This window comes from Aquiflexum sp., from assembly GCF_977115555.1.
Genome location: NZ_CDSBKL010000066.1, coordinates 1 through 14,979 on the forward strand (window position 1 = coordinate 1; position 14,979 = coordinate 14,979).

Annotated in this window: 11 protein-coding genes; 5 read left to right on the forward strand and 6 right to left on the reverse strand. The window is 39.4% G+C overall.

Going from position 1 to position 14,979, the window contains the following annotated elements:
• The first annotated feature begins 203 nt into the window (after positions 1 to 203).
• Positions 204 to 611, forward strand: coding sequence for a sugar 3,4-ketoisomerase (locus ACZFYI_RS06265; RefSeq protein WP_462523266.1), 408 nt, complete (start codon positions 204 to 206; stop codon positions 609 to 611).
• 94 nt (positions 612 to 705) lie between these two features.
• Complete coding sequence (locus tag ACZFYI_RS06270) at positions 706 to 1,671, forward strand: glycosyltransferase (RefSeq protein WP_462523267.1); 966 nt, start codon at positions 706 to 708, stop codon at positions 1,669 to 1,671.
• On the opposite strand, the gene ACZFYI_RS06275 is transcribed toward ACZFYI_RS06270, so the two are convergent.
• From ACZFYI_RS06275 to ACZFYI_RS06295, 5 genes are read right to left on the reverse strand one after another with little or no spacing between them, the layout of a single operon-like run.
• Positions 1,658 to 2,920 carry a M16 family metallopeptidase gene (locus tag ACZFYI_RS06275; RefSeq protein ID WP_462523268.1) on the reverse strand — a complete coding sequence of 421 codons (1,263 nt, stop codon included), beginning with the start codon at positions 2,918 to 2,920 and terminating at the stop codon, positions 1,658 to 1,660. The genes ACZFYI_RS06270 and ACZFYI_RS06275 overlap by 14 nt on opposite strands.
• Positions 2,920 to 4,137: a type IX secretion system outer membrane channel protein PorV gene (porV, locus tag ACZFYI_RS06280; RefSeq protein ID WP_462523269.1), complete on the reverse strand. Its 1,218-nt coding sequence runs from the start codon at positions 4,135 to 4,137 to the stop codon at positions 2,920 to 2,922. The genes ACZFYI_RS06275 and porV overlap by 1 nt, the downstream gene beginning before the upstream one ends.
• Complete coding sequence (porU, locus tag ACZFYI_RS06285) at positions 4,134 to 7,406, reverse strand: type IX secretion system sortase PorU (RefSeq protein WP_462523270.1); 3,273 nt, start codon at positions 7,404 to 7,406, stop codon at positions 4,134 to 4,136. Before porU ends, porV begins: the two co-directional genes overlap by 4 nt.
• A complete protein-coding gene (gene pssA / locus ACZFYI_RS06290; RefSeq protein ID WP_462523271.1) occupies positions 7,399 to 8,091 on the reverse strand; it encodes a CDP-diacylglycerol--serine O-phosphatidyltransferase in 693 nt (230 codons plus the stop codon). Before pssA ends, porU begins: the two co-directional genes overlap by 8 nt.
• Entirely contained in the window at positions 8,092 to 8,745 is a 654-nt protein-coding gene (locus tag ACZFYI_RS06295; protein WP_462523272.1) for an MBL fold metallo-hydrolase, read from the reverse strand.
• Between the two features lie 55 nt (positions 8,746 to 8,800).
• Between ACZFYI_RS06295 and ACZFYI_RS06300 the strand changes: the two genes are divergently transcribed.
• From ACZFYI_RS06300 to ACZFYI_RS06310, 3 genes are read left to right on the forward strand one after another with little or no spacing between them, the layout of a single operon-like run.
• Positions 8,801 to 9,862 (forward strand): NAD(P)/FAD-dependent oxidoreductase, encoded by a 1,062-nt coding sequence (locus tag ACZFYI_RS06300; protein WP_462523273.1) that lies wholly within the window; start codon positions 8,801 to 8,803, stop codon positions 9,860 to 9,862.
• A gap of 31 nt (positions 9,863 to 9,893) precedes the next feature.
• Positions 9,894 to 13,268, forward strand: coding sequence for a biopolymer transporter Tol (locus ACZFYI_RS06305; protein ID WP_462523274.1), 3,375 nt, complete (start codon positions 9,894 to 9,896; stop codon positions 13,266 to 13,268).
• A 15-nt stretch (positions 13,269 to 13,283) separates the two neighbouring features.
• A complete protein-coding gene (locus ACZFYI_RS06310) occupies positions 13,284 to 14,162 on the forward strand; it encodes a YicC/YloC family endoribonuclease (protein WP_462523275.1) in 879 nt (292 codons plus the stop codon).
• 24 nt (positions 14,163 to 14,186) lie between these two features.
• Here the strand turns inward: ACZFYI_RS06310 and ACZFYI_RS06315 are convergent, their stop codons facing one another.
• Positions 14,187 to 14,852 carry an energy transducer TonB gene (locus ACZFYI_RS06315; protein WP_462523276.1) on the reverse strand — a complete coding sequence of 222 codons (666 nt, stop codon included), beginning with the start codon at positions 14,850 to 14,852 and terminating at the stop codon, positions 14,187 to 14,189.
• Positions 14,853 to 14,979 lie beyond the last annotated feature (127 nt).

A 14,979-nucleotide genomic window follows, 5' to 3' on the forward strand; every position in this document is an offset into this window, starting at 1 on the left:
GGGCGAGGGTGAGGTAGGAAGCTTTACTTTTCAAAATTTTATCAGATAAATGGTGCGGTCAGGTCATCAGGTCTTTCTTTGGAAATTAATACTTTGGCAACAAAACTTGCAGACAAATTAATCTACAAATAAAAAACTTTTCAAGGATAAGTGATAATTTAGCAAAGCATATGGAGGTCTTGTCAAAACCGGAGTTGATATTCTTGAAGCCAAATAAAAGCCAAAGCGGTCAGCTTCATTTTATAGAAGAGCCTACAAGTATCCCATTTTCTATAAAAAGGTTGTTTTGGCTCGATCAGATTACCGAAGGAGCAAAAAGGGGAATTCATGCACACAGAGAGGAACAACAGGCACTTGTTTGTTTATCAGGTCGGGTATCCGCAATCCTTGAAAATCTTAAAGGTGAACAGTTTTCGTTTGAATTGGATTCTCCGTCTAAGGCCTTGTTTATTCCCCCTATGGTTTGGACTGAATTTACCTTCGGACCTGATGCGGTTTTGTTGGGAATTTCTGACAGACAGTTTTGCGAGCAGGACTATATCAGAGATAGGACAGAATTTGAGGCTTTTCAAAATAAAATTCGCCCTGATTCTGAGGCCATCTATGATTGATTAGGGTAGCCATAGGAGTATGATATGGTTTTAAGCTTTCATTTTAAGATTCTGAGTAAATCATGTATAGGACTATTCCAAATACAAATTAGCCATGGAATCAACACCTTTAGTTACTATTATTCTTACAGCTTTCAACCAAAGTCCATTCATAGAGGAGACTTTGGAAAGCCTGAAAAATCAAGAATATCCAAACCTTGAAGTTTTTATTATTGACAATGGAAGTTCTGACAATACCAAAAAGCTGATCACCGACTGGCTTGAAAGATCCCGACCTGCTTTCCAATTTTCTACTTTTTTCAGGAAAGAAACCATGCCTTATTGTGAATCTTTCAACCAGGTTTTTTTGAAAAGCAAAGGCAAATACTTTATTGACCTATCGGGGGATGATGTGATTTTGCCGGGACATATTTCCGCTTCTGTCACAAAACTACAAGAGTCACTTGGAGCGGCATGCTGTTTTTCTGATGTTCTTTTGGTCAACCAAAACGGCAAGAGCAAAACATTTTATAAGAGATCTTCTGATGGTCACCTCAATCAAAAAATAAAAATTGGGGACGTTTACAGTACTATTGTTGGGAAAAATGCAGTTTCATCAGTGTCTTTGGTATTTGATTCATCCATTTTTACCAAAGTCGGGGGATATGATGAAAGCCTATCCTATGAAGATTTTGACATCATGGTCAGGCTAGCGAGAGATTACCAGTTTGTTTTTTCCAACCATATTGGAATAAAAAAAAGAATCCATTCAAAATCCTTTGCTGCAGGCCAATATTTGCCAAAAAAATCAAAAATGCTTCCCTCAACGCTGAAGATCTGTCAAAAGATAAAGGCAATGAACAAAAGACCAAAAGAGGACAAAGCATTGATCAAAAGAGTACTCTTTGAAGCAAAACATGCGCTTTGGTCAGCAAATTTTGAATCTGCCCGTGGATTTATTTCCTTAGCAAAAACTCTTGGTGCCAAAGGGCTGAAGATGTCTTTCTACAATTCTTGGGCAAACATGAAAATGGATATTTCAGGGTTATACCTTCTTCTCAAGAAAATCAACCTACGATAATCTCTACCATTTTATCCCTGCTGAGGTATTTTTCAGAAACTTCCATGATATCCTCCGGTTTGGCTTTGAGGATATATTCTAGATGTTGTTGGTAAAAATCAAAATCCAATCCTGCCTGATGAATCGATTTGAACCTGCTGATAAGTTCAAATCCCGAACTGAATTGTGACAGCAGCTTGCCGACCATATAGTTTCTGACCACTTCCAGTTCATGGGCAGATACAGGCTCATTTTTAAGCTTGTCTATTTCCTTGTATACTTCTTCTATGACAGCCTCATCGTGCTCTTTGATTACATCAGCCATCACTACCCAATAATCAGCATTTTTCAAGCCTCCGATACTGCTGTAAATGCCATAGGTATGACCTTTGTCTTCCCTGATGTTTTTAATCAACCGACTTCCAAAATATCCTCCCAAAATGGTATTCATAAGGTTCAATTTGAAATAATCGGGATGGCTTTTTGAAATCAGGTGACAGCCGATTCGGATACTGCTCTGTACAGATTTTTCTTTTTCTTCAGTTAGCCTTTGCTGCTTTTTGTTGCTAAAGCTCATTGGAGGATTTGGGAAGAATTCAACAGGAATATTTCCTGTTTCCCGGATGATATCTTCCAATTGAGAATCATCTAGATTACCTGTAAGGAAAATTTGAGAATTGGTCCAAAGGTCTTTTTTGTAAAAATCAACCAAGTCCTCACGATTGATCACGTCCACATCTTTCTCTTCTGTAATCTGACCAAAAGGATGGTCTTCTCCAAACAGCGCTTTTCTGAATAATTGAGATGCCCTGTGACTGTTTTTATCCCGGTTGATATGGATGCTCAATGCTTTTTGTTTTTTCCTTTTGGAAAGTTCCTTTTCAGGAAATGTAGCTTCAGTGAGCAATTCCCTAAAAACAGGCAAAACGGTATCGAAATGTTTTTTGGTGCTCAATATGGAAAGTCCATGGTTTTCGAATCCCGATTCTGTCTCGACCTCTGCAGCGTAAGTATCAAAAAAATCATCCAACTCTTTAGAAGTCTTACTTTTGGTTCCCTCAGTTACCATTTCTAAAGCAAAATAAGGAGCTAATTTCTTGACTTCGTTTCGTTCGTTGATGGTAGAGCTTATTTCAAGTCGGACCGCATCAATTTCCGGGGTAGGTATAAAATACAAATGGACTCCATTGGGTAGAGTCCTTTGTATTGGTGTAGGAAATTCGATTGATGTTGGTATTCTAAAATCAGGTGCTTTGGATCTGTCAAGCATTATTCTTTTCCGGCGATTGTGTAGGTTAAGGAAAGCCTCAAAGTTTCAGCAAGGGGATGGTTCTGTACCTGAGGTACGAGATAGGAGAAATCAAAACCAAGTTTGTTGTAATCAATTCCAAATCCCATGGTAAAATATCTTCTGCCTCCTTTGTTTGGATTTTCGTAGAAATAACCGGTTCTGAGGGCAAAGACTTCATTATACATATATTCCATACCAAAGGAAATCATGATTTCCTGCATTTCTTCGCTGAATCCATCAGGAGCGTCTACGAATGAAGTAAACATCCCATTGATCAATGGTCTGTTTGGGTCCCTGCCACGCTCTATGATAAAATCGCCATTGTCATCAGTTACCAAAACGCCGTTTTCATCCCTTAGCAAAATGGGAGGGGAGGGAACCATCAGCTTGTTCAAATCAACCATAAAGGTCAGTGAATTCATTTCATTGAGGTTCATCTTATAAGCAGTACCGATACGGAGGTTGGTTGGGATAAAGTCCAGGTCATCCGCACTGTTGTAGGTGATCTTTGGTCCGATGTTATTGATGGAAACACCCCAAGAGAATTCTCCTGTTTTATTGCCTGAAAGTACTTCAGTAGAATAATAAAGTCCAACATCTGTCCCAATAGTGACACCCGGTCTGCTTTCTGATCCTCCTGCAGAGGAGATGTTTCCTGACAAGTTAGAGTGGATAAATCTTGCGGATATGCCCAAACCTAGTTTTTCAGATAATTTTCTTGAGTAGGTTCCACCTACAGCAATGTCTCTTGGGGTAAACTCTCCCAATTCATTTCCCCTTCCGTCTGTCAGTTGGATGTCACCCATATTGAAATACCTCAGGTCAAATCCCCATGCCGATTTGTCGTCGATTTTCCTGTAGAAAGTCAGGTAACTCAAAGACATGTCGTTGACCAATCTGCCCAACCAGGGAGAATAAGAAAGTGAAACTCCCATATCGGTGTCAATAAAGGATAATTTTCCGGCGTTCCAATGAGCTGAAAACGCATCCGGGCTTGATGCAACACCGGCATCTCCCATGGCTGAATGTCTGCTATCTGGAGCAAAATTCAAAAATGGAACAGCTGTAGTAATTACTCTTCTGTTAGGATCCTGTCCGGATACAATTGAAGAATTCTGTGCTAAGGAGTGAAATCCAAATAGGAATATCCCTGAAAAAATCGAGAGGGTGATAAGGGGTTTTATCTGCATTTTCATTGAATGATAATTTTTCCGCTCTTTGTTGCAGAAGTATTGTCTTTTTCTGAACTGAGCATTAGGGTGTAAATATAAGTTCCTTTTACGGGATATTTGGTTGTTGAACGGAAAAAATTCCATTCGATTCCATCCAGTAAAAAATCAGCTTCTACATAACGGCGGGACAATGAAAATATTTCACCTCCGAGAATAGAATAAATTTTTAATTCCAGATTGACAGTCTCATTGGGTCTATTGTGTGTCAATCTGAATTTACTGGTTTCTGTTGCAGGATTTGGGTATGTTTGATAGTCTAAAATCTTTAATTGCAATGATCCCCTAATTTCAATTTCTTTCTTGATCTCAGAGCGGTTTCCCACATTGTCCCAAGCGGAGACACTGATGGTATTTATCCCTTCTTTCAGGTTTGAGAGTAGGGTATTTATTTCACCCTGCTCAAAACCATTGTTTTTGGCTTTGAAATTTTGGTTTAGGAGTATTGGACTTTGGTTGTTAATACTCAGTTCTATGTCCTGTCCTATGGTTTGGGAGGAAATGTTGATTCCGCTTTCATCCTCCAATAAAATGGTTAACGGAAGATTTGAATAAGGAAAAGATTGGCTTCCATCAGTTTGATCCTGTCCAAAACCTAACTGAATTTTGGGTCCAATTCTGTCATTGGAAATAATGGGTGAGGTTCCGCCAATCGGAATTTGGATGGCACCGATAGCTTCTTCACCAATTTGATTTAGGCTGGCAAACAACCTGATGTTTGCTGTTCCAATATTAGTATCAATGTTTTTTGGGATAAATGCCTTGGCGGTAAATTCACCGTCTTTGACCTCTCCATTCCCTCTAAACAATACATTGATTTCTTCCAAAAAATCAGCCGGTGAACTTTCGTCACCCAGTGTTTTGAGCGATTGGGGCTTGTCCGAGATTTGAATGTCAAAGACTCCGTTACTTGTCGGAAGCATGGCACCAGTCAAGGGATCTACTATTTTTCCCCTAATCTGAATTTGCTGCATAGCCCGCAAGGTATCTGTTTCTGTTTCCAAAATGACATCCCAAATGGTATCGGTAGTGGTGGTGAGTTCTGGGATTGCCAACTTAAGTGAGGGATCTCCGAGAAGGGAGAAATTCCTGTTGAAAGGGCCATTGAGGCTGTTGTTTTTGGTTTGTCTGAAAACTTCCCCTAAATCCCTGGTTTCACCATTGTCTTTTTCAAATACAGAGGCCACAAAGGCTGTATTCAAAGCAAAATTGACACTGCTGAAAACAGGCCTCCCTGTGGTCAGCAGCCCTATGGCTCCCTTTTTTTCAGCAAAAAGAAATTCTTCTGCCCCCGACCTGATGTAGGGACTGTCATGTCTCCCAAACTCACAGGTAGCTGTCACGATCAAAGGGAGAAAAGGATTTTCAGGCCAATCATAGAGGTCTGAAACTGTAAAAGCCCTTTCGGCTGAGAGGGTTGATTCATTGCCATGACCGATATAATTGAGGATCAAAACGCCATCTTCGATCGTTGATTTCAAGGCTGCTTTGGCCTCCGGAGAACTTTGAGCATTTCCAGACCTCAATTGTTCATACCTATCGAGGTAAAGTTTTTTTACCAGGTATTCTGGGTGATTTTCGGAAAGGTATTCATAATGTACCTCAGCATCCCTCAGGTGAATATTGTTATCTCCATCATCTGCGAAAAAAGCAATATTCCTTTTCCATTCCCCACGGTTCGCATTTCCATTTTCGTAGGCAATTATTTTGTCTACCATTTCCTTCGCTTCAGGAACAGAGATAGCGGGAATCCTTCCTATACCGATTTGCAATAATTCGTCACCTGCATTGGACTCATCCCATTGTCCCTGACCCCAATCTACAAACCCAAAATAATCATCTGAGCTATAGGTTGTCAATGGATTCAGGCTGTTTCTCGAACTGTAGGTCGGCACAAGATTTGGCCTTCCTCCGAGCTTAAATTTATAATCGAAAGTTCCTTTTCCCAAGAATAGGACGTTTTTCAAATTTCCCGAATTATGAAAATGGTGTGCTATCAGATTTCTGATGGCTGAGATATCTGGATTTCCATAACCAAAGCTGTCATAAATATCCTCCAATACGACAACTGTACTGTTTATTCCCAGTTGGTTTTTATGGGAGGAAAGCCGCTGAGCCTGAGATTGCAGTAATCTGTGAGTGACAATCAACAAATGGGGGTCAGAGCTGTCAGTTCTCAAACCTGTATTCGCTAATTCAAAGTCAGAAATCGGCTTTACCTCAGCAGGTTCAAAAACAGCAACTTTTTCGCCTTTGCCTAGTATAATACTTCCACTTACTTCAAAAATTTGAAATGGATTATTGATTTTCCAAATAATTTTATTGGTAGAAAATGAAAAAATATTATCCCCACCAAGGTTATAAAATACTCCTGTGCCTATATTCTCTGTTGAGTATGGTGTCGACAAAAGCGCATAATTCAAATATCCCGTACCGTTAAGATCAGAACTTTGGAAATTCACCCGAAAGTTTTTAGCCTGAGAGGAGGTTTGTGCGAAAGAGAATTCTTCTGTTTTTTCTCTACCCTTTATCCCGTAGGTTGTGTTGGGAATTGGTAAAATGCTGCTTTGTCCAATATTTTGTCCATCCGCAAAAACTCTGAATGTGCTTTCACTCAATGATTGGGCCATCAAGCCGATCCATAAAACGGATGGGCCGGAAGGAGCATTCGGGACTTCAAATGAAAAGGAAGATGATTGGCCAATAAATAGGGGATTGGAATACCAATCCCGGCCCGAACTCAAAATATTTTGGTCTTCCCATTTTTTGGATTGAATTTGGAATAATTCTCCTACATCAGAGGGATTTTCTGATTGACTTTCAGCGATCAAAATGCCATTGCCTTTGATTTTTTTTCCTAACAAATAAAAAAGCGTATCGGAGTAGTAGTGGTGTTGGTATGCCAATCCATCCTCATTTACGAGGATTTGATTAGGACCATTGACAAAGAAAAAAACCTCATTGCCAATGATCTTGGAAGGGATTTCTTGTAGGGTGAGTTGAAGGCTATCGAGTTTTTGGGGTAACATTCCGGGATATCCAAAGATGGAAACCTCCCCCATATTTTCAAATCCTAAATTTTTTAGTTGCCCATCGCTTATTTTAAAAACGCCGGATTCAACTATAGGAAATTTATAGTACTGGGGATTAGTTTGGGCTTTTGATGGAAAGCAAATCTGTAGCAGGATGAAGGCTAATCCTGCTGTATAAATAAGTAGTATTTGACTCTTAAGCATTCTTGGTGATTAATGCCTCAATAAACGAGAGCGCAATATACAAAATTATTGCAAATGGAATACCGGCTATTCCCAAGAGAATGAGTGAGATAAGGGAAATAGCAATCACCGAATACCTGAATATGTTCTTTGAAAAAGAGAAATCTTTGAATTTTAATGCTATTAGCGGAAGCTCTGCCACAAGTAAGTATGACATGACAATACCTATCCCGACTAAGAAAGCCGGGTTGGACAAAAGCCCTTCGAAGAAAGTGGATTTTTCTGCTAGAAAAGGAAGTGTACTGATCAAAAGCGCATTGGCGGGAGTGGGAACTCCGATGAATCTATCGGATTGACGAAGATCGATATTGAATTTGGCCAGTCGCAATGCGGAAAATATACCTATCAAGAAAGCACTGTAAGGCAAGTAGATATTGTCTGTGTGGGATTCGATCATAGAAAACAGTATGAAAGCAGGAAGCACGCCAAAGGTCACCATGTCTGCCAGTGAATCCAGTTGCTTTCCTATTTCACTTCTTACTTTGAGTATTCTTGCCACAAAACCATCTAAAAAATCAAATACAGCCGCCAGAAATATCAAATAGGCTCCATATTCGAGTTGGCCGTCCAATACAAAAAGTATCCCTGCCATGCCTGCAGCAAGGTTTAAGGAGGTAAGGGCGTTGGGAATATGTTGTTTGATCATTTAGTATCTGGCACGTTTGCCTACAAATGGGTTGTTTTCTTTTTCTTCACCTATGGTCGTTTCAGGACCATGTCCGGGATATACGATGGTATCCTCAGGAAGGTTAAATAATTCTCTTTTGATTGAATTCAGGAGGGTTTGATGATCTCCTCCAGGCAGGTCTGTGCGTCCGATGCTTCCCTGAAAAAGGGTGTCACCCGCAAGACATATCCCGGAAGCAGAGTGGTAAAAAACCAAATGTCCAGGTGCATGACCCGGCACAAACAGGATATCCAATGTTTGGTTTCCGATCGTCAGTTTTTGTTTTTCATCGATAAATGCATCCGGTTCGGCCTCCTCATATCCTGGAAACCCATAATTTGGGGCATAGACTTTTACTGATTTGAGTACAGGAAGTTCATTGCGGTGAATCCAAAAGGGTACTTTATATGTGTTTTTTACGTAGGCATTTCCCAATACATGGTCGATGTGGCAATGTGTATTGATCAATTGGGTGACTTTTAGACCTTGGCTCTCAATAAAATTAGAAAGTGATTCTTTCTCTTTTTTATCAAAACATCCGGGATCGAATATTGTGGCTTCTTTTGTTTCGTCAAAAAGAATGTAGGTATTTTCGTAAAAAGGATTGAAGGTAAATGTTTTGATCTGAAGCATGGGAAATCTTTTGTTAATCCATTCAAAATAACGAATAAAGAAACTAATTTTGACCATGGAAGTTGATTTTTTACTTATCGGTCAGGGATTGGCCGGTACAGTATTGTCGCATAGGTTATTAGAACTTGGTAAAAAAGTAGCGGTCATAGACCTTCCCGCAGCCAATCAAAGCAGCAGAATCGCTGCAGGACTCTATAATCCGATTACCGGCAAAAAAATGGTGAAGTCCTGGAATGCCGATCAGCTTTTCCCTGAGATTGAACCTCTTTACCTACAACTTGAGGAACTACTCGGTGCCACTTTTCTTTATAAAAAGAATATTTACCGCCCATTTTTAAATATTGAAGAACAAAATGAATGGATGGGAAAAACGGGTGATCCAGGCTTTGAACCCTATTTTGAAAGGATATTTACAAAAGAAGTGTACCCAGAAGTTATCAATTCATTTGGCGGAATCCTTTTGAAAAACTCCGGTTATCTAGATATCAATACGCTTTTGAATGCCTATTCTGGATATTTGAAAAGTAGAGACCTGCTTATTGAGGAGGAGTTTGAGGAAAGCGCTCTAGTTATTGAAGAAATGGGTTTTAGATACAAAGGCATCTCAGCCAAAGGAATCGTGTTTTGTAATGGGCTAGGAGCGATGAAAAGCCTTTTTTTTTCATATTTGCCTTTTGCACCTGTGAAGGGGGAAATCCTTGATTTGGAACAGCGTTTCTATCCGGAAGAAATAATAAACAGAGGAGTATTCAGAATATCATTGCCAAATGGGCTTCAAAGAGTAGGGTCTACCTATACCTGGCACGATTTGGATCAAGGACCTACTGAAGCCGCTAAAAATGAACTACTGGAAAAATTGGAAAAACTCATAAAAAGCCAAGTTTTGTCAATCCAAAGCCACCGTTTTGGGATCCGTCCTGCAACAAAAGACAGAAAACCATTTTTAGGTGAACATCCTGAACATCCGGGCGTTTATATTTTCAATGGTTTCGGCGCCAAGGGAGTATCTTTGGTTCCGTTTTACAGTAAAATGATGGTTGAAATGCTTTTAAATGGTCATCAACCTGAAAAAGAAGTAAACATTGCGAGGATTAAAAAACATAATTCAAATTTTTAAGTATATTTAAAACCCAAGTGAATCAGGTTAGATGAAAAATAAGATCGCATTCTTAGTCTTATCAATCTTCTTTTTGCAGCTTCCATTGCTGTCTTTAGCACAGTTTAATGGGGAGAAATTCGGTAAAAACCGGATTCAACACAAAAATATTGAATGGTATTACTACAGTTCCAATAACTTCGAAGTTTATTATTATGATGGGGGGATGAATAATGCCAAGATGGCAATAGAATACCTCGAAAGTGAATTTGAGAGGCTCACCCAGCTAATAGGTTATGTGGCCTATACCAAGCCAAAAATTTTTATTTATAATTCTCCCGAAGAAATCCTCCAAAGCAACGTTGACCTGAACAAAGATGAATTTACCATCGATGGTCAGACATTTTTCAGCAAATTAATAGGGGAGGTGGCTTTTCCCGGTACCTGGGAAGCATTCAAACGTGAATTGATCTATACTACCTCGAAAGTGATCATTGAAGAAATGCTCTATGGGTCTACCATCGCAGATGCCTTCCAATCCAATCTGATCAACAGTTTCCCTGATTGGTATATTGATGGTGTTGCGATGTACCTTGCCCATGGTTGGAGTATGGAAATGGATGATTTTGTGAGGCATTATTTCAAAGAAGACAAAAATATAAAGCTTCATAAATTAAAAAGCAGGGAGGCAGGACTTGTCGGCCAATCAATTTGGAATTTTATCGTGGAGAAATATGGAAGACGCTATATATCCAGTATTCTGAACCTGTCAAGGATAAACCGAAACGAAGAAAACAGTATTGCCAATACCATAGGGGTTAATTACAGGGTTTTTCAGGATCAATGGAAGCAGTTTTATGTAAACACCAACCAACAGGTATTCAATACATTTAAAAATATCAATACTTCCAATGAAATAGCAGAAACTTCCAACTCTTACCTTGGTATCATCAATGACATCAAATTTAGTCCCGATGCCAAGAATCTTGCTTATGTGATCAATAGCGGAGGTAAGTACAAAGTAATTGTGAGAAACCTTGCAGATGGTAGGGAAATGACCATCTATTCGGGTGGTGCAATTTCTGCAGATCAGCCTGTCAATCTCACTGTTCCGGTAATTGCATGGAAAGACACTTTAAATTTAGCCATTGCCACATTCAAAAGGGGCACGACTACTTTAAGGTCCAGGGCAATTGACGGCTCGAGCCAAGATAAAATATTTCTAAGGAACATCACACAGGTTCTCAGCTTGGATTTCAATTCCACAGGAAAGAATATGGTTCTTTCTTCCATAGCTAATGGCAAGACTGACGTATATTCTTTGAATGTGAGGGGAGTGGGCAAGAGAATCACTAATGATGTTTTTGATAACATCACACCAGTATTTTTAAATGATTCTACGATAATTTTCAGTTCCAATTTTACAGAATTACCGGATTCGGTGCTCACCAGAACTCCTGATGTAAAAATACTTCCTGATTACTTCAATCTCTTTCAGGTAGATCTGTGGGACTCATTGAAAATCACCAAACTCACTAATCTCAACAACAAAAACTTCAGACCAAGAATTTTGAACGGCAACAATGTGCTTTTCCTGAGTGATCAGAGCGGAATAATGAATTTGATGCGGATCACTGTTTCCAATGCAATTTCCAGTCAGATGACAGCTTTCAATAAAAGCTTGGAGGCATTTGATTATTCCTCGAGATTAAACAAAATTGCTTATGCCTACAGAGATGGTAACCAAAGCAGGTTGGTGATAGAAAGTTATTCCAATATAGATCAATTTACCCCAAGTACGCCAAGAATTCAACTTTCCCAAGCAAAAACACTTTCTGAAAGGATTTCTTCCCGAAGGTCAGAAATAGATGGAGGGAGTAAGAAACCCTCTGTGGAACTAACAAGGAGGGCTGAACAACCGCAGGTAAAAAGAGATTCTGTTTTGAATATCAGGTTAGAGGATTTGATGTTGAATGCTCCGCCGGCAAAGGAGGAGAAGCCTCAGGAAGTAGCCAAGGATACCATTCCCTCCCCTAAAAGTTTGACAGGAAGTATCAATACTGACAGGCTAAGATTTGAAAAAAAGGGAGGCATAAATACAGAAAATTATGCTTTTGATACTATTCCAAAACCTGCCGCTCCGCTAGCCCAAACCGGTCAATCTAGCAGTAGAGGAAATATGTTGGAGAATTTCAGGAGGCAGAGTCTACAAAAAAGGGTTACCGGCCCGGGAAGGATGACCCCACAATTTATTACTTCCAATTTGAGTACAGATTGGGTAGTTGATCCATTGAGGGGCTTTGGCCTAGGTTTATCTGGTAGAATGACCGATATCCTGGACAATCATAATTTCAAAGGAGGGTTGATGTTTCCTCTTGATTTTAGGTCAGGAAGTGATATTTTCTTTGAATATGAATACCTCAAACAACGTGTAGATTTTGCTTTGAGGTATGACAGAAAATCAATTCAAATCAGTGAAGGGGACATTACTTTCCAGAAATATGTATTGAACAAAACGGAATTTGGATTCTCCTATCCATTTAATGTACACTCTAGGGTTACCATAGCACCGTTATTGGCAAAAACCCAATATTTTAACCTTAATCCTGATTCTATTATCAATGGTCAGGATCCTGACCAAAACAGATTTGATGTCACTTATGCAGGAGGAAGGTTTGAGTTTGTTTTCGATAAGACTCAACAGTTGGGATTGTATACCCAAAAAGGGCCAAAGGCCAAAGTCGGCGTGGTTCATTACCAAGGCCTGAACAATGCCTCTAGGTCATTCTCCAATTTCTACTTGGATTTCAGAAATTATCAAGTCATCCACAAAAACTTAATTTTGGCCACAAGGTTATTTGGAGGTTCTTTTTTCGGGCAAAACCCTCAAAGTTACCTAGTTGGAGGGATGAACAATTGGCTGTTTAATGAATTTTATCAGCCACCGAGCAACAGGCCTGAAGGATCTCCCGTCAGAAACCCAACAGGAGTTGAAAATTCCAATATTCTTTTTGCTGATTTCGTAGACCTCAGGGGATATCTGTTTGATGAAATAAGAGGTAGAAATGTCATAACCTTAACCACTGAGCTTCGGATTCCTTTGTTCTCTTACCTTTCAAGAGGAAATATTACGTCCAACTTTGTGAAGAACTTCCAGATGGTGGCTTTCTATGACGTAGGTTCTGCATGGAACAACGCTGCCCCTTGGGAAAGAATCAATGACCAGAATACAGAGGTAATCACTACACCAGGCTCACCATTTGTCATCACATTGAATAATTTTAACAACCCTTGGCTTCAAAGTTATGGAGCTGGACTTAGGACTGTATTGCTCAATTATTACTTTAAGTTTGATGTGGCTAGGCCTATACGGAATTATCAAACTGATGAGTTGAAATTTTACGTTACCTTGGGCTACAATTTCTAATATCAATCAATCATTATGATAAAGTCAATGACAGGCTATGGCTTGGCCGGTTTTGAGGGGGACAATTTTATTGTCAGCGTCGAGGTAAAAACACTGAATTCAAAATTTTTAGATTTATCGATCAGATCACCAAAGCAGTTTTCTGACAAGGAACTTGAGATCAGAAATCTTGTCAGCGGAGTCCTTGAAAGGGGTAAGGTCAATTTAAACCTTGATTTTTCCTATAAATCCATGGATGAAATGCCTGTGATGATCAATGAGGAATTGTTTATGTCCTACTACAAATCTTATCAAAACCTTGCTCAAAAAGTACAGACCGATACTTCGGATTTGTTTAAGTTAGCCTTGCAGTCTCCACAAGTGCTCAATACTAATTTTGAAAAGAAGACAGATACAGATGAATGGGAAATAGTAAAAAAGACCATAGAAAAGGCACTTGTATTTTGTGATGAATTCAGAAAAGATGAAGGCAATACCTTAGAGGGTAAATTCATGGAAAATTTAGCTTTGATCCGAGATGGATTGGATACCATAAAAAGTCAAGATCCTGTAAGGAAAACCCGGATCAGGGAAAGAATCAAGGGCAATTTCAGCGATTGGATGGAAGAAAATAGCTTTGACCACAACAGGCTGGAACAGGAACTGATTTACTATTTTGAAAAAATTGATATCACAGAGGAAATCGTCAGGTTGGAATCACATCTTGATTATTTTGAAAAAAACCTCAAAGGAGGAGACAGCCAAGGGAAGAAGCTGGGATTTATCGGCCAAGAAATCGGTAGAGAAATAAACACTATCGGATCCAAAGCCAATGATGCCATGATCCAAAGGACTGTGGTTATCCTGAAAGATGAACTTGAAAAAATAAAAGAGCAATCTTTGAATATTTTATAAAAAAAGGGCCAAACGGCCCTTTTTTTATTGCAACCTGAATTTAATAGGAACCCGCATTTTTACTTTTACCGGCAAGCCTCCGTTTCTTCCCGGGATCCAATTTTCTGCTTCTTTGATTACCCTGATGGCTTCTTCATCGCAGCCTGCCCCAATTCCTCTTATTACTTCGACGTCTTCAATTTCCCCGTATTTGTTTACAACAAATGAAACATACACGGTTCCTTCTACGCCCATCCGTCTAGCCTGGGTAGGGTATTTCATGTTTTCGGAAAGGTATCTGTTCCAGGATTCCATTCCCCCAATAGGTTGGGGCATGACCTCCGAAAAGTCAAGTAATACATCTACAGGTTCCACAACAGGAGGACCATCTAGAATAATTTCAGGAATGTCATCTGTGTCCACATCGATGACGACATCGTATTTTTGAATGATGTCAAGGTCATCAGGGACAATTTTAATTATGGGATTCAGGATTTTTGGAGGAGGGGGAGTTTGGATAGTGATGGGTACCTCGGGGATGTTTTCTTCTCCAAATAGTATATCTGTCTCATCAAAAAGCTTGTGCTCAAATTTTTCTGTTTTCCATTCAAATGCAAATAGCATGATGGACAAACTGATGCAAAGACCCAAATTGAGGAGATATCCCCTTTTTTGTCTTAAATCTGCGGATGGGTTTTTCTTGGTTTCCATGGATGTGAATGTTAGTGTCCATGAATTTAAAAATTGTTGATCACTAATCCACCTATTTAACTATAATTACAATATTAAAAAAAGTTAAAAAAATAAGGGGCTTTAGGCCCCTTATGTATTTTATCCA

Excerpts from the sequence above, each read along its gene's own strand:
- ACZFYI_RS06270 (WP_462523267.1), top strand. The coding sequence starts at position 706 with ATGGAATCAACACCTTTAGTTACTATTATTCTTACAGCTTTCAACCAA.
- ACZFYI_RS06275 (WP_462523268.1), bottom strand. The coding sequence starts at position 2,920 with ATGCTTGACAGATCCAAAGCACCTGATTTTAGAATACCAACATCAATC.
- porV (WP_462523269.1), bottom strand. The coding sequence starts at position 4,137 with ATGAAAATGCAGATAAAACCCCTTATCACCCTCTCGATTTTTTCAGGG.
- porU (WP_462523270.1), bottom strand. The coding sequence starts at position 7,406 with ATGCTTAAGAGTCAAATACTACTTATTTATACAGCAGGATTAGCCTTC.
- pssA (WP_462523271.1), bottom strand. The coding sequence starts at position 8,091 with ATGATCAAACAACATATTCCCAACGCCCTTACCTCCTTAAACCTTGCT.
- ACZFYI_RS06295 (WP_462523272.1), bottom strand. The coding sequence starts at position 8,745 with ATGCTTCAGATCAAAACATTTACCTTCAATCCTTTTTACGAAAATACC.
- ACZFYI_RS06300 (WP_462523273.1), top strand. The coding sequence starts at position 8,801 with ATGGAAGTTGATTTTTTACTTATCGGTCAGGGATTGGCCGGTACAGTA.
- ACZFYI_RS06305 (WP_462523274.1), top strand. The coding sequence starts at position 9,894 with ATGAAAAATAAGATCGCATTCTTAGTCTTATCAATCTTCTTTTTGCAG.
- ACZFYI_RS06310 (WP_462523275.1), top strand. The coding sequence starts at position 13,284 with ATGATAAAGTCAATGACAGGCTATGGCTTGGCCGGTTTTGAGGGGGAC.
- ACZFYI_RS06315 (WP_462523276.1), bottom strand. The coding sequence starts at position 14,852 with ATGGAAACCAAGAAAAACCCATCCGCAGATTTAAGACAAAAAAGGGGA.